This window comes from Sphingomonas sp. MMS24-J13 (assembly GCF_044905095.1).
GTDB lineage: Bacteria > Pseudomonadota > Alphaproteobacteria > Sphingomonadales > Sphingomonadaceae > Sphingomonas_I.
Genome location: NZ_CP173258.1, coordinates 370,841 through 388,740 on the forward strand (window position 1 = coordinate 370,841; position 17,900 = coordinate 388,740).

Sequence of the window (17,900 nt, forward strand, 5' to 3'; positions counted from 1 at the left end):
CTGCCGCCCGTCGCCAATGAAGCACGGCGGTAAGTCATGAGACAATCAGATTCGCTGAACGTTTTACGGCGGCGGAGAAATTGTTTCAGATCGGCGCTGGATGCTGTTCTTTCCCAGCTGTCCGAGCGCTATGGTATGAGCTGGCGGCTGGCCGTGTCAGAACGCGCTTGTGTTGGCTACTCGGTGGTGAGCGATCCACTCTCAAGATCCTGAATGCGGTAGCGAACTACGCGGGTGGATAGCTTGGCAAACATTGGACCGTCGCCATGGAGCTTCAGCTTTTAGAGCGTGCTCTTCGGCAATTCGACATATGCGGCGGCATCCCTAGTGTTCAAGGCTGAAGGTGCAAACCCAGTCAGTTGCGTCTGGCGGCTGTAAGTTCCGCGCAGTTTCATGAACACCTCCATTCTACCGTCTCGGCGACATGGGAGCGTATAGCCGATCGTCCTATCGGTGACGCTATCCACCTACCGCTCGCACCAGTCACACCCAATACAATCCCGGATCTATTATGATATCGCCTTTAATACTAACATATGCAGAGGTCAAATAGGAAACCGATCGGGCGCGATGGATGATATTAATCGGGAATTATTGTAGTTGCAGATCTTGAATTATGGATTCGGTCGAACGATTATAGCGATCCGACGTAGGTCCTTGGCATAGAACATTATGGGATCGCGTGTCTGTTCCGTAGATCACGGCGTTGGGCCTGACACACCCTAATATCTGTAATAGCCAAAAAGAGGCGGGGATAGATGAACCAAGTCTCGTCAAACGCTGAGGAGATATCCAGCGAGATCAATCGACCGCTTATGTCCGAGACCTAAACATAATAGCCGTTCGAGGATTTGGGTCATCTCAATGCCCGCCGCATTTTAGCCGCGCTGACTATGACTGAGATGGGCCGCCAAGGCCATGGGGCATGCGATGGGCGGGCTGATTTGAACCTTGCGGCGCGCGGCGCCGGCGGAGCCCGTCCAGGCCGTAAGCCTTGGCCAAGTTCGGCCCGCCATGTTAGGCCGTCGCAACGGCGCCAGTAAGCATCTCGAAGGGAGGAGATTGCATGAAGCTGAGACAACTCATCCGCTGCTTATTTGGCCATCACGAGCGTTCGCGGGGGCTCGCCAAGGTACGGGGCGGCAAGGCCCGGTCCGTTTGCCGAGGTTGCGGCAAGCCAATGATACGAGACGGGCGGCGACGGTGGCGGCTGGCGACGAGGGACGAGTTGGCCGGGCAACAAGCAAATCCAAATCAAGCCTGACCCACGCCACGAGCGATCCACGAGCGATGCTTGGGCCTGCGGGCATCGATACGACGAGGCCGGACATCTGGGAACAACTTGGGAACGAGGAAGTTGATGGGCTAAGGATTAAATTATTATGCCCGATATAGCATTGGCAAGCAGTCTTCCCGATCGACGTGTTCCGCCAGGCACGGGGTTCCTTTTGGCGGCAATGGCAGGCGCCTTATGGATAATGGCGGTGCTCTGGCTTCTCTAGGCGGTCGCGGTGCGAATATGGCGCGATTGCGCGGATCGCCATCGTTGGTTGTGCACCGCAATAAAGCTGCCATTAATGGATTGTAGATAGCACTGCCTCGGGTTGCCCCCCCAGTCATCCGCGGTCGTCGAGGATACGGCGGCTTTCCGCCGGTCAGGCCGGCGGCGTTGATTGATGCTGGGATGGGCATTTATGGGTGGGCATTTATGGGTCTCTATCAGTACGTTCGCTGTCTGTTCGGCCATCATGTCCGCTCGCGAGGGCAGGCGAGAAATCGGGATGATGGCAAGACTCGTTCGGTTTGCCGCGGGTGTGGCAGACCGATGATACGGGACAGGCAAGGCTCGTGGCGCGTTGCTACGAAGGAAGAGGTCGCCGGCTTGCCCGACCGAGATTGAGAACGGTCGATGGCGTCGATTCGCCTGAAAAACCGGGCGACACCGAGCGAACTCGCTGGCGGCCCGCGTTCCCGCCAAGCCCCCTGTATTTAGCGGCGAGCCTCACGGCCGGCCTCGTGGGGGCGGCGGTGTCGGCGGCAGGCGCTTGCCCAGGCGGAAGTTCTGCCCGCCATCGATGATCGGGGGACGGGGGACGGTCTTCCCAGGCAACTCTGCGCAGATCGCCTTTCATCAGACAGGAGCCGAAGCATCCTTGCGGTTCCGACGGGCCGGCCGGATCGGGCTGGCCGGCTTTGTTCAAGACACCGTCGACCATCAACGGCATCCAGTGGGACGCCAACAATTACGCCACCAGGGCCGACGTCACCGGCACGACCTTCGGCAGCGAGCATCGCCGCGAGCTGAACAAGAACCGGTTCAATCAGATCGCCGATTATGGCGCCGACGGCCGCTCGGTCTCGTTCCAATATCCGAATTCGGATCTGACCAACCCGAACAATTGCACGATGGACGATTTCCACTATCGCGCCTTCAACAACCAATCGGAGCGGCGCGAAGGCGTCCTCGACCCGGCTATGTCGTTCGCCGTGCTCGAAGGCTGCTGGCAAATCGGGCGAGCTGCTTGGGTGCATATGCGCTGAACAATGCAAGTACGACGATCGCGGTGATCATCCCCTTGAGCAACACTGCGATGGGTAGACTCATCGCCTGCCAGCCAGGCCACAGCGCAATCAGGGCCAACACGCAGACCGCGCATACGACCATGGCGATCTCGCCGAAATAGGATTGGCGCGACAGGCGATAGGCGGCGATATGGCCGCCGGCCGATACGACGACATAGGCGCCGAGCATCGCCAGCGCGCCGCCCATGAGGTCATAATGGGGAATCAGGAGCAGGCCGAGGACGACCGATGTCGCTGCGCCCAGCACCGACATTGTTGCCTGGATGCGCGGACGTTTGAAATATTCCAATGTGGTGTTCGATACGAGGTTCAGCGAATAGATGAAGCTCGCAATCAGCAGCACGAGCAGCACCGGGAAGCCCGTGAGATAGGCCTTTGGGGCGACCGCGCGCAGGATCTCGTGAGCGAACATCACTGCGAACGAGGCCGCGCCGAAGATCAGGAGAATGAACAGCTTGCTGGACCGGCGCAGGACATGCTGTGCTTCGTCGGGTGCAGCGCCGAACACCGCGGGCTGCATGGCCTTGCCGAATGATTGCGAGACGATCGAAATCATGATCGCGAGTTGCTGGGCGAGGCCGAAGATCGCGACCTTGTCGAGTCCGACTTGGTGCTGCAGGTTGAGCACCGCGAAACGATTCAGCAGGAAATAAGCGATGTAGCTGATCGCATAAGGCATCCCATAGTGTAGCGAAGGCAGGATCTCGTCGCGGTGAATGACCGGCCTCAGACGGTCGCCAATATTATAGGCCAGGAAGGCCGCGGCTGGCAGATAGCCGATCACGAGAACGACGAGCAGCCCCGGCAGCCCCAGCTTGAAGATCACGAGGGCCAGATACGCCGCGATGGTCAGCAAGACTGCCGAAAAGATCTGAATCGACACGAAAGCATTGACGCGATGTTCCAGGCGCAGCCACAACGAGCCTAGCTGGGCAAGGAATGTCGTAGCCGCCAAGATGAGTGCATACCAGAGATAGGGCTGCGACGGCGTGGTCGGCGACATCAATTGCCAGAGGGCGTCTCCAACGAACAAGAACAATATCGCCGCGACCACGACTGCGGCGATGAAGAACATCACTACCGAATTGAGATAGCTACGACGCGCAACGCCCTTGGGATAGTCGAAATAGAGCCGGCCAACGGCCGACAGGAGGCCGAAATAAAGCAAATAGCCTAGAATCTCGGTATTCGCCCGTATGCTTACATAAGCACCGAAGTCGGTTTGGCTGAGTGTGCGTGTATAAAGGGGAAGTAGCAGGAAGCCGCTGATGCCGAGAAGAAGCATGTCGGCTATGCCGTATAGGCCGCTGGCGGTCAGCAGTTGACGAATCTTCATGCGTGTATCGCTCGCTGGAACTGCATATTAACGGCGCTAAAAGACCATCGTGTGACGGTCAACGCGCTTGATTTTTACACACCCCGTCCAAGTTTCGCGTGCATGGACGATCTGGCTCGGCTATCGCGGCTGCGGTACGGCTCAGATGTGCCTTTGCGGACGGGGGCGACTGTGAAGTTCTTGAAGCGCCTTGCCGGTCACGTCTGGCTGGTTTCAAGGGAGTTTGTTTACGGCGTCGTCAAGCTGCGGCAGCCGGTTGGTGAAGCGGCACGGTTCGGAGCGATGCGTCTGCTGACCCCATTTGGGCTGTTCCGCGGCTGGGACGTGAGGCGCAACTCGGCCGGATGTCCGGAGCTTGCAGCGTTGAGCGAGCGAGGCTTCGTCGAGCTTCCGCCGCTGCCGCTCGAGCGTGTGGCGGCGCTGGCGGCGTATTTCTGTCGCCATGCCGACGCTGGCAAGGGCCGGACCTTTGCCGACATCGGTGGCTATTTCGATCATTATCGGACCGAGCGTATCCAGCGTCCGGCGGGGCTGATCGCCACCGGCCGGGCCGATTGCCCGCTTACCCAAGTGGCGCTGAGTGACCATTTCGTCGATCTCGCCGCAGAATTTCTGGGGCTCGACAAGCGACATATGGTTGCCAGCGCGTCGATCGACGCGCTGATCCGGCTCGATCAACCGCGGATCGTCGATCGCGGCTATGACGATGCTCTCGAATTCCATCGTGACGTCGACAATTTCCGTTTCGTGAAAATGTTCGTGTTCCTCACCGATGTCGGTCGCGACGGCGGACATCACGAGGTCTATTTCCATTCGCAGGGCCGCACGCCGATGTCGCTCGGTCCGATCGCTCGCTATACCAATGAAGAGATCAGCCGAGCGATCGGTGATGCGCAGCTGCATTATGTTGAGGGGCCGGCCGGCTATGCCTTCGCGGAAAATACGTTCGCGTTTCATCGCGGTACCAAGCCGGTCAAGGGCGACCGTTTGATCCTCAACCTCCGCTATATGCAGGACGGATTTCGCGCACGTTATCCGGAGGCGTTCGGCGTTATCCGCGGGAATAGCTTGCTCGAAGCGGCCTGAAGTCGGATTCGGGGGAGAGATGTCGAGCATCGCAGCGCAGGGCGGCCGAGGCTAGCCATGTTGTTCAATTCCTACGAATTCGTTTTCCTGTTCCTGCCCGCGGCATTTGCGGGCTTTTTCTTGATCGCACGCTTCCACCATCGGCTGGCGGCAACATGGCTCGCTGTGGCCTCGCTGATCTTCTATGGTTGGTGGGATCCGCGCTACCTCGTTCTGCTGCTTGGTTCGATCACATTCAACTATCTGATGGGCCTGGCGATCGGCTTTGCGCGGCATGACGGCCAGACGACCGCAAGGGCCGGGATCCTGACCACTATCGCTGTTGTCGCCGATCTCGCAATCCTTGGATATTACAAATATACCGACTTCTTCATCCGCACGGTCGATGCGGTGACCGGATTGGATTGGGCGATGTGGCACGTTGTGCTGCCGCTGGGCATTTCGTTCTTTACCTTTACACAGATCGCATTTTTAATTGATGTCTATCGTGGCATCGCCCGCGAATATAATGCCGTTCATTATTTTCTGTTCGCGAGTTATTTTCCGCATTTGATTGCCGGGCCGGTGCTGCACCACAAGCAGATGATGCCGCAGTTCGATCGCGCCGCCACCTATCGTCCGCAAGCGGCCAACCTCAGTGACGGCATGACGCTGTTCACGATCGGGCTATTCAAGAAGGTGCTGATCGCCGACCAGTTCGCGCTTTATGCGAACCCCGTGTTCAACGCGGTGGAAGCAGGCGGGCATCCGATGTTGACAGAGGCCTGGGTGGGCGCGCTCGCTTATACATTCCAGCTCTATTTCGATTTTTCCGCTTATTCGGACATGGCGATCGGCCTGTCGAAATTGTTCAACGTCGATCTACCGATCAATTTCAATTCGCCGTACAAGGCGCGTGATATCATCGATTTCTGGCGGCGATGGCACATGACGTTGTCGGCTTTCCTGCGCGACTATCTGTATATCCCGCTGGGCGGCAACCGGCGGGGGCCGGCGCGTCGCTACGTCAACCTGATGGCGACGATGATATTGGGCGGGCTATGGCACGGTGCCAATTGGACATTCGCATTATGGGGCACGCTCCACGGCCTGTATCTCGTCATCAATCATGGTTGGAAGGTGGCGCGCGATCGGCTCGGCTTGCCGAGCACGCCGGGCGGCGCATGGCTGGCGGGCTGCCTGACCTTCGTCGCGGTGGTCGTCGCCTGGGTGTTCTTTCGGGCGACCAGCATCGATGCGGCGTTGCGCCTGCTTGGCGGCGCGGTCGGCGGCAACGGGCTTGGATCCTATCATGCGCTGGCGCCCCATGTCCCGGCGTCGCCGGCTGCGGTGCTGGCGTGGCTCGCCGCCGGCTTTCTGATCGTGAAACTGGCACCGAACAGCATGGAAATCGTCGGCATGCTCAAGGCATGGCCGCATCGCGGCGCGGTTCTCGGCTATGCCGTGGGCGCCGCTTTCGTGTTCGTCCTGCTCAATTTCAACCGGGTTTCCACTTTCATCTATTTTAACTTCTGAGCCATGATCGAAAGGCGCTTCCTGACCGGTTTTGCCGCAGCCTTGATTTCGCTGGGGTTGGTGCTCTGCGGGCTACAGTGGCTGTTCACGCGTGCGGGCGAGCTCAATCTGTCGCATGTGGTCGCCCGGCAACTGGCGGCACCAAACGGCACCATCCTCTTCCTGAGCGGCGTCAATCAGAACGCGTATCGTTATAAGGAACTGATGTTCGACCGGCAGCAGCCCGAGGGTATCGCCATCGGTTCGAGCCGCGCGATGGAGGTGCGCTCCGATTTCTTCACGCTGCCATTCCTGTCGCTTGGCGGATCGGTCAACAATCTCGATAATCTCGAAACGATGGCGGCCCATGTCGCGGCGGGGCGGCGGCTCAAGCTGGCGCTGATCTATGTCGACCCTTGGCTGTTCAATGCGCGTTATACCGACAATCAGGCACCTGTGCCCGATTATCCACGTTGGATCTCGGCGGACACGCTATCGGCGGGGGCGAGGGCGATGGTGCACGGCAATTGGGTGCTGCGCGTTTTTCGCTCTCCCAATCTTGGCCTGCATGGACTGGTCAACGATGAAGGCTATGCACGCGACGGCAGCGTCTATTACAATTTGACCGGTTCGCAGCCCGCCGACAGGGGGTTCGCGACCACCTTCGATCGCATCAATGGCGATAAGCAAAACTTCCAGCGCAATAGCCGTGCCGATCCCGTGCTGGTGAGTCGCATTTGCTCGGCGATCGCGAAGGTGCGGGGCGCAGCCGATCATGTCGTGGTGGTCGCGCCGCCGTTCGCCTCCCCGATATGGCGCCGTCTCGCCCGTCCCGACTATGATTATATCCGTGATGGCTATCGGCGGCTCTCGGCTTGCGCAGGTGCCCCCTTGTTCGACTTCACCGATCCGGCGGCGATTGAAGGCTCGAACGATTGCGAATTCATCGATGGATTGCACGGCGGCGACGTAACCTACGCACGGCTGCTGCGCCAAGTGGGCGAACGGGATCCCAAGGTACGACGCTGGCTGCGCGCGGGCTCCATCGAGCGTTTCGTCGGTCGATACGGTGGTCGCGCCGGTGGCAGCCGCTTGCAGCGGGACCCGGGCTTGCGCGAGGCCGACTTTCTCAAGCTCGGTTGCGTCAAATAACGGTCACGCTGGCGCGCCAAGCGGTGTGATATGATGGATCTTGCTTCCGAGCGCTTGTGAGGAACAGATATGCGGCGGCGATTATTATGTCTTTCCATAGCGACGGCACTGACCGGGTGCGGTTCTGGCGAGCAGACGGCTGCGCCGATGGGCAAAGCGGCTGTCGATGCCCAGCCGATGGTGATGGCAACCGCCGGCAAGCCCCTTGTCGACACGTCGATATTGGGTGAGGCCCGCTTATTCCGCGGAGGGGCGCCGGTAGTCCTGCTGTATCCGCCGGAACGGGTGAAAGCGGTCTATAGCTTCGATGACCGGGGTCGGAAGCTCTTCTATCGGGAGGGGCGCGACTGGCAACGGACACGCTTTGGCCTTGCCAGAACGACAGGCTCGCGGATCCCCGACTTCGGGACCTATCGCTATTCGACGGCCAAGGGTTGCCAAGCGGGTTGGTTCACGCGGAACTGCGTGGTTTTCCTCGCGACATGCGCAATGGGGAAGTCCTCGTGCAAGGCCGGAAACGCAGATGGAAGTTTCGAATTTCGGGATCGGCCCCGCAATCCGCCGCTGATGCTCGGCTATAATGTTTACATTGATTATGATGCCAAGCTGGCTGATTTCACGATTCGATCGCTTTCGGCCGATCTGGCGTTGGCGCGCAACGTTGCATGTGTCGGCGATAGTATTGCGTCTGGGGCGCATACAGTAGATTCTCTATACTTTAATAATGATAGGCAAAGTTGGTGCGGACTGCTGCGAAAATATTTCAACGGAACAAAGAAGTTTAAGAATTTTGCAGTTCCGGGAAGTGATATCCGTGGTTTCGATGTTGCCAAACTGCTTGCCGCTGACCGGCCCGACGCAGTGGTGTTGGCGTTTGGAATGAATGATCACGCCGTCTATCCTAATGCTGATCGCTTCCGAGAGCAGCTCCGTCGTGCGATCCGGCAACTCAAAGCGAATCACGTTCGCGTGCTGACGGTTGGGTTCTTCCAACAGAATAAATTATGGAAGGATGAGAGTGTCGCTCGGACCAAACTTTTTAATACGATCATTGCTGATGTGTCGCGCGAGCAGGCAGTTCCTTTTGTCGATATTTTGACGAAATTTGGCAAGTTTCAAAAGAGGGTTGCCGATCCGGTCTATCTGGTCGCGGACTTCATGCATCACCCGAATCTTTATGGACAGCGGATCTATTTCTCTGCGATACTGCCGTATTTTCTGGAAAGAGATTTGCGGGCGACTGCCGTACCTGATTATGTGATCGGGACGGAGTGAGGCGCTGCAGCCTCCGAATGGCAAGGAGGGCGGATATGAAGCTCAGGCGCTCCATATTATCGTGGCTTCGCCATCTCGGAGGTGCGCGCGACTTGCTCTTTTTCAAGCGCGGCATCACGTTGTGCTTCCCGCTTGGCAGCGAGCGAGAAGCCCTTGCGGAGCTTCAATGTCGGCTTCTCAACAAGGTGCCACGATAGCATCGCCAAAGCGCAGATCGGCCCGATCGCCGTGACGAAGACCAGCAATGGATTTCGAACGCCTAGCGAAACAACAACTTGTTGTATCGGGAAGCCGTATAAGTATATGCCATAGCTATAATCGCCCCGGCGGAAGAAGGGTAATGGAGGTACCCGTGTTGCGCCAAGGAAAACGGTGGTATAGCCGTAAATCGGCATTGCCAGCACGGATGCCAGCGGCATTACCGAAAAAGCCGTCCTCGGCAATAAGAATCCGGACAGAAGGATCAACGCGACACACAAACTAAATAAAACGGGGGAATAGGGAATGAGGTTTCGACGGAGATAGAGCACCGATCCCAACAAGAAGCCCGGAACCAGCAAGGCGCCCGGATGGAGTGCGCCCACTTTGATGACGCGTGGCATAATGTTCGGGGCAAATGTCGCGGCGACGATCGCGGCGACGGCTACTAGGCCAACGGCCAGCGTCTTTCTCCAGTCACGTACCCAGCCAAGAAAAATCAGGCCGCTTATGCCAACATAACAGCCGAGCTCGGGAGGGATTGTCCATAATGCGCCATTCACGACGCCCCTTATCGGGTTCGACTCGAACATGCCGGGTAGGTAGTAATGGATCTCACCTACGATGTTTAACAAATAGGCATGCGTTTGGCTGGACAGAAAATATTCGCCCAGCGTGCGGTGCGTAAATATCGGCCCAATTAACAAGATGGTGACCATCGTGTCTACCATCAACGCAGGTACGATGCGTAACAGGCGGCTGGCAACAAATTTACCCAACGTCAGGCGCAGCGCGCTGCCTGTAACCAAAAAGCCAGACAGGATGAAGAAGATAGGGACTATCGCCGTGGAGGCGGGCCAGAGAAATCCCGCATTTTCCGTGCCGCTATTGCCATAGCTAAGCGGGAAGCAATGCCGTAACACGACCGATAGTGCCAGGAGCACGCGAAGCGCGTTCGAATCCCGGGCCGACGCCCCGGTTCTCATCCAAAATATTCCCGATCGTGCGCATCGGTGAAGCTCTCCCCGCTCAACGAAGCTCCCCGCTCAACGGCGCCCGATAGATCATCGGGCCGGGAATTGAAACGATTCGATCGCGTTGCTCCGTGCGCTCCGTGCGCGCCCGAAATCGCCGGGTTGCTGCGAACTTATGGATCGAGTACCGGTACCGGCGACCGAAGTCGATATCGCCGTCGAAACACCGGGAGAGTCACGTGACGGCACAGCGGCGTTCAGCCCTCTTGATCCGAGACGGCAGGGTGGAGCAGAGACTGCGCCGCGCGACCTTGTTCATCGGCATTCTGATGAGCGGCGGTATCCTGTTGCTGCCGCGCCTGCCCCTGCTGGCGGCGCTTACGGTGCTTTTCGTGATCGTGCGCGGGCCGGCGGTGCTTTTGCGACGTGAAGTCGCCGGGATCTGGGTCTTGATGCTTGCCGTGTTGGCCGTTGCGCTGATCGGTGGCGACGCGATCAATCTTGTCCCAACCGCGACACGTTATGCGAACTTCGTGGGCGGCCTTATGCTGCTTGGCCTCTATCTGGAAAAGCCGATCAGTGTATTTGAGCGCGATCTTGGCTGGATGCTGCGTCTATTTTCGATCCAGGCACTGATTACTGTAGTCCTGGCAACATTCGTCAGCGGGTTATTTCGTTCCTATCAATTCGATCTAGCTACCTACAAATCGATCTTTTTGATATTCACCTACCATGTAACGCTCGACGAGCCATCGGTCATTCAAAGGCCGGACGGTTTTTTCTACGAGCCAGGCGTTCTACAATTTTATCTGAATATTTTTCTCTACCTTTCATTGTTTCGCACAAAAAACTATCGCGATGCCGCATTGGCGGGGGCGGCGGTCCTTTCGACGCAGTCGACGACGGGCGTTGCGATCATGATCATGCTGTTGGGAGTCGCCGTTCTGCGGGGCTTGCGTAGGGCGGGCACCACCGAAAAATTGCTTGTTTTGATTTTTGCTCCGTTGTTGCTGGTTCCGATGTTAGTAATTGGCTACTCGAACTACGTAGAAAAAACAGAGGGTAGCCTGCGAGGCTCGTCCTGGGCTAGGGAGTACGACCTCTATACGGGGTTTCGGATTGTAAGCTCTCATCCCCTTGCTGGTATTGGTTTTGATCCAAATCACTACCTTGAGGTCGCGCAAGAATATGGTTATCTTGAGAGTCAGCTCGATATGAAAAACCTTTCTGAGCGCGGTAACACAAATGGATTGGTCGTTCTTGCTTATTCGGTAGGGATACCGTTGTTCCTGATCTTCATGATCGGGCTATTCCGTCAGGGCTTGTTTGCGGATACGTTGATCGGCGTAGCGATATTCATCATATCACAAGCTACCGAATCGTTGACGCTAACACCGTTCTTTTTGATGATAATGTTCAGTGGCTTGCTAATGCGGCCACTTCCGCGTCGAGTGGCTTCGACGCGACCGGCCTTTGGCCAGAAATGACGGCGCAGCGGTCGGCAATGTCGGTAGCATCGAGAGTTTGTGGGGCGCCGGATTATGATGCTATATCTCAAGCTCGTCTACGGCATTCGCGCCGTGATTTTTCGTTTTCTGTTCGCATGGCGGTTTGGCAGTTGGGGTAAGCGTAGCCTCATCATCGCGCCGGTGATCATCCAGAGGCCGCGGAACATACATCTGGGCGACGACGTCTACGTCGGTGCATTGAGTTGTTTGGCGGCGACGCCGCATACAGGTGCGCGGGACTGCTGTCTGAAGATTGGCGACGGTTCCAAGCTGGGGCGGTTCAATCACATCTATGCTACGCGCCGTGTCGAGATCGGCCGCAAGGTGTTGACAGCCAACGGGGTGTACATTTCCGATAATCTCCATGGCTATCAGGACGTCGACCGGCCGATCATCGATCAGCCGCTCGTGCAGTTGGCCGATACCGTGATCGGCGACGGCACGTGGATCGGGCACAACGTCAGCATTTTCGGCGTGGTCATCGGCCGGAATTGCGTGGTCGGCGCGAACGCGGTGGTGACACGCGATTTGCCGGACTATTCGGTGGCGGTCGGAATTCCGGCGCGGATCATTCGGCGCTATGATGTCGAGACGGCTTGCTGGCGAGAAACGCATCCGGATGGCCGGTTCCGCGATAACGAAGCTTCGGCCGCGGCTGATGGCTGACCTCACCATCCCGCAGCGCCTGCGGCTTCGAGTGAGCAGGTTCGTCCACTGGTCGCGCTATCTCAGCTATCGCGCCCAAGGCTATGATATTCACCGGAGGTGCAAACTGGAACGCGGCCTCAATCTCGACCGCTATTTCAAGCAGGGTATCCATATCGGCGCGCATACGATCGTGACGTCGCGGGTCACGATACTCAGTCATAAGCTGATTCCGCGCAAGTCGCTGGGTCGCTATGATGGCGAGAAAGTGCACACCCATATCGGCGAATGGTGCGTCATTGGCATTGGCGCCACCATCATGGGCGGCGTGCGTATCGGTGACGAAGTGGTGGTCGGAGCCGGCGCGATCGTAACCCGCGATGTGCCGTCGAACTGCATCGTCGCGGGAAATCCGGCGAAAGTCGTCAGAGAAGGTACGACGATGGAAGGGCTTGTCCTCTGATGACCATCCAGCGCATCTTGATCGTGGCTCTTCCCTATCACAATTATACGTCCAGCATCGCCGCCGAACTCCGTCGCGCCGGCCATGTGGTTTCGCTGTATGAGATTCAGCCGCGGGATCGCGTAACCAAAGCGTTGCGCCGGATTTCGCACTATGCCTGGCAGCGACGCCTGACTTGGCACCATAAGCATATCCTCGAGGCGGAACGCGGCAATCGATATGATCTGGTGCTGTTCATACAGGCTCATCAGATGGAGCTGTCGATGCTCGCGCGCTTTCGCGAAGCTTTCGCCGGCGCGCGATTCGCGCTTTACAATTGGGATGCCCTCAAGAGCCTCGATTATCAGGCCCATATTGAGCACTTCGACCAGGTGCAGACCTTCGATCCCGACGATGCGCGGGCGATGGGGCTCGGCTATCTTCCGCTATTCTGTCTGCGCGACTTTCAAGGCCTGCCTCGTCGCGAGCAAGGCCGCGGTCAGGTCTATTTCGTCGGTAATCTCGCTAAGCTCCCGCGATATAACGCCTTTCACGCATTCAAACGTTACTGCGACGAACGGAGCGTGCCGGTGCGATCGCATTTGGCCGTGACACCGCCGATATTCCTGCAACTGCTGCGTCGTGGAGAGATTCCACGCGACGTCGCGTTCGGCCCGATCGCTCATCGCGATTTCATCGATATGATCGAAACCTCGGTGGCGACCTTTGATTTCGCCAATCACGCCCAGGCCGGCTACACCATGCGCCTGATTGAGAATTTGTGCGCGGGCAAAAAGATCATCACCAGCAATCCGCGGGTCCGCAAAGAACGCTTTTACTCACCCGATCGCTTCCATGTGTTCGACGGGCTGGATTTCACCGGCATAGATGCGTTTCTGCAAGTTCCGCTGGCCGAGCCGGAAGCCGACTTTCCCGAATATCATATCCAGACCTTCGTTCGGCATATTGTCGACGGTACCTCGCATCCGCTGCCGCCAGCCGGCGTATGAGCGGCGCGTCACGATCCTGTCTGCTCGTTCTACCCAAGAGCTTCTATTCGTTCACGCGGGTTTTTTCGGACGCACTGGCCGAATGCGGTTATGCGGTGACGCTCGCCAATGACGAATATCCGGAAAATCCGTTCGGCAAGGTGCTCGCCAAGCTTGATCTGCCGATGGCGCGCTGGTGGACCCGCCGCACCATAAGCCGTCGTTTCCTGGCCGGCAGGCGCTGGGATCTGGTCATGATCATCAAAGGACGGGGGATCACGCCGCGCCTGGTCGCCGAGATGAAGCATCATGCTGGGCGTGTGGTGGGCTATCAGTTCGATTCGCTCGATTATGATCGCGCCCTGAGGCGCTGGACCGGTGCGGTGGATCGCATGACCACCTTCGATTATCGTGATGCCGCAGCGGAAGGCTGGCCGGTGGCGGAACTATTCTCGACTCAGCCTTCGCCCGAGGCGCCGGTGCTCCAGCGGCATCGTGTGTCGGCGATACTTCGCAATCATTCGCGGCGGCTCGCTTATGTCGATGCCGTGTTGCGCGCGATCGGCGAGGAGGGGAGCTTCGTCTACATTTACGAGAAGAGCCGATTGAGCTTTGTGCTCAACGCCTTGCGGACACCTGGGCTCTATTGGCGACGGCGCAATTGGATCCACTTTCGGCCATTGCCCTACGATCGCTACATCGCCGCGCTGGCCGGTTCGGACTTCACCATCGATTATGCCCATCCCAAACAAAGCGGGGCGACGATGCGCGCCTTCGAGGCGCTGGCGATGGGCGTCAAGCTGATCAGCAACAACGGCGACATGCGCTGCAGCCGTTTCTTCGGTTCGGAAAACTGCGTCATCCAGCCTGAGGAGGGTGATGCTGGAGTGCTGCGGGCCGAGGTGATGGCGCTGGCCGGCGCACGGCCGCTGATGCACCGCCGTAGTCCTGTCGACCTGGTGCTGGAAATCGTCGGAGAGGGGGCTGCGACGGGGCAAGGCGGTTGATTTTACCGCGTCGGGCGGATAGGGGATGGGTATTGCCGCAGTTGGTTCCGGGTCATTTTTAATCCCCCCTAACCCCAAGGGAAACATGAGCCAAAACCCGCTTAAAATCGGCATAATCGGTGCTGGCCGCATGGGCGTGACCCATCATTGCATCATCAATTCGCGGCCGGACGTCGACGTTGTCGCGATCGCTGATCCGTCGATAATGATGAATATGTTGCTGGGTAAATATGCCGGGGTCAAAACCCACAAGGATTACAAAGGCCTGCTCGACGGCGAGCAGGTCGATGCGGTGCTGGTCTGCACTCCGCCCAAGGCGAATTACGAGATTCTCCAGGCGGTGCGCGCGCGCAACGTCCACACCTTCGTCGAAAAACCCTTCACGCTTTCGGCGACGCAAGGCGCGGATCTCGCGCAGCAGTTCGAGGATGCCGGGCTCGTCAACCAGGTCGGTTACGTCAATCGCTTCAACGACGTATTCGTCAAGGTGCGCGAGATGGTGGCCGACGGGGTGGTCGGCAGGCTGCTGCGCTTCCGTTCGGAGATGTACAGTTCCACCATCATTCGCGAGCAGGGCGACGAGGGATGGCGTTCGACGCACGAGAATGGCGGAGGTGCGATCTACGAGATGGCGAGCCATGCCGTGGATCTCATCAATTTCCTGTTCGGCAAGCCCGATCTGGTCACCGGCACGAGCCTGACCAGCGTCTTCTCGAAGGCGGTCGAGGATATCGTCTCTTCCAGCTTCCTTTACCGGAACGGCGTAAGCGGTTCGCTCTACGTCAATTGGAGCGATGCCAGCTATCGCAAACCGACAAACAAGCTCGAGCTGTTCGGTGATGCCGGCAAAATCCAGGCCGATCAGCATGGCATGAAGGTGTTCTTGAGCAGCCCGAACGCTAAATATGGCCTCCAGGCCGGTTGGAACCAACTCTATATAACGGACCTCTTTTCGAACGTGCCGTTCTACCTGCGCGGGATAGAGTTCACGGCGCAGCTCTACGACTTCGTCGATTGCATCCAGGCCGGCGGGCGCCGGGCACGCTGCACATTTCAGGATGCCACCGATACGCTGTCGATCATCGATGCGATGTTCGCCGACTGGCAGCGCACCCAAAGCGAGCTCCAGGCATGACTCCGATCGATCGCATCGTCTTCGGCGACAATCAGTTCTTCGGTATCAATCACATGTCGCAGGACAAGGCGCAGGCACAGGCTGAACGCTTTGCTGATCTCGACAATATCTTTGCAGTCTACCAGAACGCCTTCGATGCCGGTATCCGCGCCGTGATGCTGAATTCGAATCAGCGCGCGGTGGAAATCTGTGATCGCTTCCGGGCCCGAAAATCGGATTATCCGAACATCGCCTGGTATCCATCGATTCCCTATCCGCACAAATATGCCAACCTGGTGGCTGAGAAGGGGATGGTCGGCGCGCTTCAGTCGCTGCTGTTCTCCGGCGGCGCGAAGTCGGCTCTCGGCAAGCTGGCGCAAGGCGCCATGGCGACCGTATCGCTCGACGCGGTGCGGATGATGAAAATGCTGGTCGATCAGGAGATGTCGATCTTCGAAGGACTCGATGTGCGCGTGGTGTTCCTGCAGAACATCGTCGTAGATCTCGTGTTGGGCTTCGATATTGCCGAGCCGTTCGTCGAATATTGCAAGCAGATCCGCAAGAAATATGGCGCGACGCCGGGCTTCATCACTCAGAATTTGCCGTTCCTACGGACCAAGCTGATCGAGTGGGGGATCGACGATGTTGTGATCTGCGCTTCGATCAACAAGATCGGTTATCTAATGTCGCCCGGGCGCGAAGAATATGAGCGCGTGCTCGCCGTGAACGATCCGGCGCGCTATCAAGTGATGGCGATGTCGACGCTCGCTTCCGGTGCCGTTCCGGCGCCCGAAGCCTATGATTATATCAATGGGCTCAACATACAATCGGTGGTGTTCGGTGCCTCGTCGCGTGGCAATATCGAGCAGACCGTCAAGCTGATCCGGCAATAGGGAATCCCATGAGGAACATCCTGATCACCGGCGGTGCCGGCTTCATCGGTTCGCGCCTTGCCCTCAAACTCGTCGATCGTGGCTATGACGTGACCGTGCTCGACACACTCTCGCCCCAGATTCATGGGCCCGATCCGGAGGCTTCGCCGCTGTTTCGCGCCTTGTCGGACAAGGTGCGATTCGTGAAAGGCTCCGTTACCGATCGCGCGGCGATGGAGGATGTGCTGTCCGGTCAGGAGGCGGTCGTCCATCTCGCCGCCGAGACGGGCACCGGCCAGTCCATGTATCAGATCGAGCATTATACCCAGGTCAACGTTGGCGGCACCGCATTGATGCTCGACATTCTTGCCAATCGGACGCGGACCGTGAAGCGGATCGTCGTCGCCTCCTCCCGTTCGATCTACGGCGAAGGCCGTTATTACTCGGCGGAACTCGGTTACGTCTATCCCGGCGGCCGCACGGTCGATGACATGGCGGCAGGTGATTTCGACGTGAAATATCCCGGTGCCACGACGCCGCTCGAACTTGTGGGCACCGACGAGGAATCGCGGATTCAGCCATCGTCCGTCTATGGCATCAGCAAGCAGGTTCAGGAGCAGTTGGTGATGACGGTGTGCCCTTCGATCGGGATCGAAGGGGTCGCTTTCCGTTATCAAAATGTATTTGGGCCCGGCCAGTCGCTCAGCAACCCTTATACCGGCATCCTGTCGATCTTCTCGAACCTGATGATGCAGGGCAAGCCGATCAACGTGTTCGAGGACGGCGAGGAGAGTCGCGATTTCGTCTTCGTTGATGACGTAGTCGACGCTACGGTGCTCGGCGTCGAGCATCCGGCGGCGGCCGATCAGATATTCAATGTGGGGACGGGGGTGCCGGTGAGCGTGATGACGGTGGCCGAGACGTTGAAACGATTGCTCGGGGCGGACGTGCCGATCGCCGTCTCCGGCAATTTCCGGGCCGGTGATATTCGTCATAATTTCGCGTCTATGGAAAAGATCGAACGACTTCTGGGTTTTACGCCAAATTACGACTTCGAACGGGGTATTGCCTTGTTTGCGGAATGGGCTCGTGTCACGGGTGCCAAGCCCAGTCGGTACGAGGAGTCGCTCGACGAAATGCGATCGAAAGGCCTATTTAAGTAGTGTCATGAGGGATCTCGCCCCCTCCTTGTCCAAACATATAGCGGGACTTCGGACCAGCTACG

General features: G+C 58.1%; 15 protein-coding genes. 13 read left to right on the forward strand and 2 right to left on the reverse strand.

The window, feature by feature from the left end; all coding sequences use genetic code 11:
* The first annotated feature begins 2,193 nt into the window (after nt 1-2,193).
* The gene (locus AB4Z44_RS01700; RefSeq protein ID WP_404712359.1) at nt 2,194-2,541 is read left to right on the forward strand and encodes a hypothetical protein; all 348 of its coding nucleotides are present in this window, start codon (nt 2,194-2,196) and stop codon (nt 2,539-2,541) included.
* Here AB4Z44_RS01700 and AB4Z44_RS01705 read toward each other — a convergent pair.
* On the reverse strand, nt 2,474-3,919 hold the full coding sequence (locus AB4Z44_RS01705) for a lipopolysaccharide biosynthesis protein (RefSeq protein WP_404712360.1): 1,446 nt from the start codon (nt 3,917-3,919) through the stop codon (nt 2,474-2,476). The two genes, AB4Z44_RS01700 and AB4Z44_RS01705, sit on opposite strands and share 68 nt — an antisense overlap.
* A 51-nt stretch (nt 3,920-3,970) precedes the next feature.
* On the opposite strand from AB4Z44_RS01705, the gene AB4Z44_RS01710 reads away from it, so the two are divergent.
* From AB4Z44_RS01710 to AB4Z44_RS01725, 4 genes are all read left to right on the forward strand, one after another.
* Nucleotides 3,971-5,005: a hypothetical protein gene (locus AB4Z44_RS01710; RefSeq protein WP_404712361.1), complete on the forward strand. Its 1,035-nt coding sequence runs from the start codon at nt 3,971-3,973 to the stop codon at nt 5,003-5,005.
* A 57-nt stretch (nt 5,006-5,062) separates the two neighbouring features.
* Nucleotides 5,063-6,520, forward strand: a complete 1,458-nt coding sequence (locus AB4Z44_RS01715) for an MBOAT family O-acyltransferase (RefSeq protein WP_404712362.1) — start codon at nt 5,063-5,065, stop codon at nt 6,518-6,520.
* A gap of 3 nt (nt 6,521-6,523) precedes the next feature.
* Nucleotides 6,524-7,651 (forward strand): hypothetical protein, encoded by a 1,128-nt coding sequence (locus AB4Z44_RS01720; protein WP_404712363.1) that lies wholly within the window; start codon nt 6,524-6,526, stop codon nt 7,649-7,651.
* Nucleotides 7,652-7,720: 69 nt separating this feature from the next.
* Nucleotides 7,721-8,926 (forward strand): SGNH/GDSL hydrolase family protein, encoded by a 1,206-nt coding sequence (locus AB4Z44_RS01725; protein WP_404712364.1) that lies wholly within the window; start codon nt 7,721-7,723, stop codon nt 8,924-8,926.
* 56 nt (nt 8,927-8,982) lie between these two features.
* Here AB4Z44_RS01725 and AB4Z44_RS01730 read toward each other — a convergent pair whose 3' ends face one another.
* Nucleotides 8,983-10,110, reverse strand: coding sequence for an acyltransferase family protein (locus AB4Z44_RS01730; protein WP_404712365.1), 1,128 nt, complete (start codon nt 10,108-10,110; stop codon nt 8,983-8,985).
* A 227-nt stretch (nt 10,111-10,337) separates the two neighbouring features.
* Between AB4Z44_RS01730 and AB4Z44_RS01735 the strand changes: the two genes are divergently transcribed.
* The 8 genes from AB4Z44_RS01735 (at nt 10,338) to AB4Z44_RS01770 (ending at nt 17,838) form a co-directional block, all read left to right on the forward strand.
* Nucleotides 10,338-11,585 carry a hypothetical protein gene (locus AB4Z44_RS01735; RefSeq protein WP_404712366.1) on the forward strand — a complete coding sequence of 416 codons (1,248 nt, stop codon included), beginning with the start codon at nt 10,338-10,340 and terminating at the stop codon, nt 11,583-11,585.
* Between the two features lie 54 nt (nt 11,586-11,639).
* A complete protein-coding gene (locus AB4Z44_RS01740; RefSeq protein ID WP_404712367.1) occupies nt 11,640-12,272 on the forward strand; it encodes an acyltransferase in 633 nt (210 codons plus the stop codon).
* Nucleotides 12,265-12,714 carry an acyltransferase gene (locus AB4Z44_RS01745; RefSeq protein WP_404712368.1) on the forward strand — a complete coding sequence of 150 codons (450 nt, stop codon included), beginning with the start codon at nt 12,265-12,267 and terminating at the stop codon, nt 12,712-12,714. The genes AB4Z44_RS01740 and AB4Z44_RS01745 overlap by 8 nt, the downstream gene beginning before the upstream one ends.
* Nucleotides 12,714-13,703, forward strand: a complete 990-nt coding sequence (locus AB4Z44_RS01750; RefSeq protein WP_404712369.1) for a hypothetical protein — start codon at nt 12,714-12,716, stop codon at nt 13,701-13,703. Before AB4Z44_RS01745 ends, AB4Z44_RS01750 begins: the two co-directional genes overlap by 1 nt.
* Entirely contained in the window at nt 13,700-14,689 is a 990-nt protein-coding gene (locus AB4Z44_RS01755) for a hypothetical protein (RefSeq protein ID WP_404712370.1), read from the forward strand. The genes AB4Z44_RS01750 and AB4Z44_RS01755 overlap by 4 nt, the downstream gene beginning before the upstream one ends.
* 85 nt (nt 14,690-14,774) lie before the next feature.
* The gene (locus tag AB4Z44_RS01760) at nt 14,775-15,824 is read left to right on the forward strand and encodes a Gfo/Idh/MocA family protein (RefSeq protein WP_404712371.1); all 1,050 of its coding nucleotides are present in this window, start codon (nt 14,775-14,777) and stop codon (nt 15,822-15,824) included.
* Nucleotides 15,821-16,696 (forward strand): hypothetical protein, encoded by an 876-nt coding sequence (locus AB4Z44_RS01765; protein ID WP_404712372.1) that lies wholly within the window; start codon nt 15,821-15,823, stop codon nt 16,694-16,696. The genes AB4Z44_RS01760 and AB4Z44_RS01765 overlap by 4 nt, the downstream gene beginning before the upstream one ends.
* Before the next feature lie 8 nt (nt 16,697-16,704).
* Entirely contained in the window at nt 16,705-17,838 is a 1,134-nt protein-coding gene (locus AB4Z44_RS01770; protein WP_404712373.1) for an NAD-dependent epimerase/dehydratase family protein, read from the forward strand.
* The last annotated feature ends 62 nt before the right edge of the window (nt 17,839-17,900 follow it).

What these genes read in the sequence shown, in the direction of transcription:
- AB4Z44_RS01705 (WP_404712360.1), bottom strand. Translation starts at nt 3,919, where the DNA reads ATGAAGATTCGTCAACTGCTGACCGCCAGCGGCCTATACGGCATAGCC.
- AB4Z44_RS01715 (WP_404712362.1), top strand. Translation starts at nt 5,063, where the DNA reads ATGTTGTTCAATTCCTACGAATTCGTTTTCCTGTTCCTGCCCGCGGCA.
- AB4Z44_RS01720 (WP_404712363.1), top strand. Translation starts at nt 6,524, where the DNA reads ATGATCGAAAGGCGCTTCCTGACCGGTTTTGCCGCAGCCTTGATTTCG.
- AB4Z44_RS01725 (WP_404712364.1), top strand. Translation starts at nt 7,721, where the DNA reads ATGCGGCGGCGATTATTATGTCTTTCCATAGCGACGGCACTGACCGGG.
- AB4Z44_RS01730 (WP_404712365.1), bottom strand. Translation starts at nt 10,110, where the DNA reads ATGAGAACCGGGGCGTCGGCCCGGGATTCGAACGCGCTTCGCGTGCTC.
- AB4Z44_RS01740 (WP_404712367.1), top strand. Translation starts at nt 11,640, where the DNA reads ATGATGCTATATCTCAAGCTCGTCTACGGCATTCGCGCCGTGATTTTT.
- AB4Z44_RS01745 (WP_404712368.1), top strand. Translation starts at nt 12,265, where the DNA reads ATGGCTGACCTCACCATCCCGCAGCGCCTGCGGCTTCGAGTGAGCAGG.
- AB4Z44_RS01750 (WP_404712369.1), top strand. Translation starts at nt 12,714, where the DNA reads ATGACCATCCAGCGCATCTTGATCGTGGCTCTTCCCTATCACAATTAT.
- AB4Z44_RS01755 (WP_404712370.1), top strand. Translation starts at nt 13,700, where the DNA reads ATGAGCGGCGCGTCACGATCCTGTCTGCTCGTTCTACCCAAGAGCTTC.
- AB4Z44_RS01760 (WP_404712371.1), top strand. Translation starts at nt 14,775, where the DNA reads ATGAGCCAAAACCCGCTTAAAATCGGCATAATCGGTGCTGGCCGCATG.
- AB4Z44_RS01765 (WP_404712372.1), top strand. Translation starts at nt 15,821, where the DNA reads ATGACTCCGATCGATCGCATCGTCTTCGGCGACAATCAGTTCTTCGGT.
- AB4Z44_RS01770 (WP_404712373.1), top strand. Translation starts at nt 16,705, where the DNA reads ATGAGGAACATCCTGATCACCGGCGGTGCCGGCTTCATCGGTTCGCGC.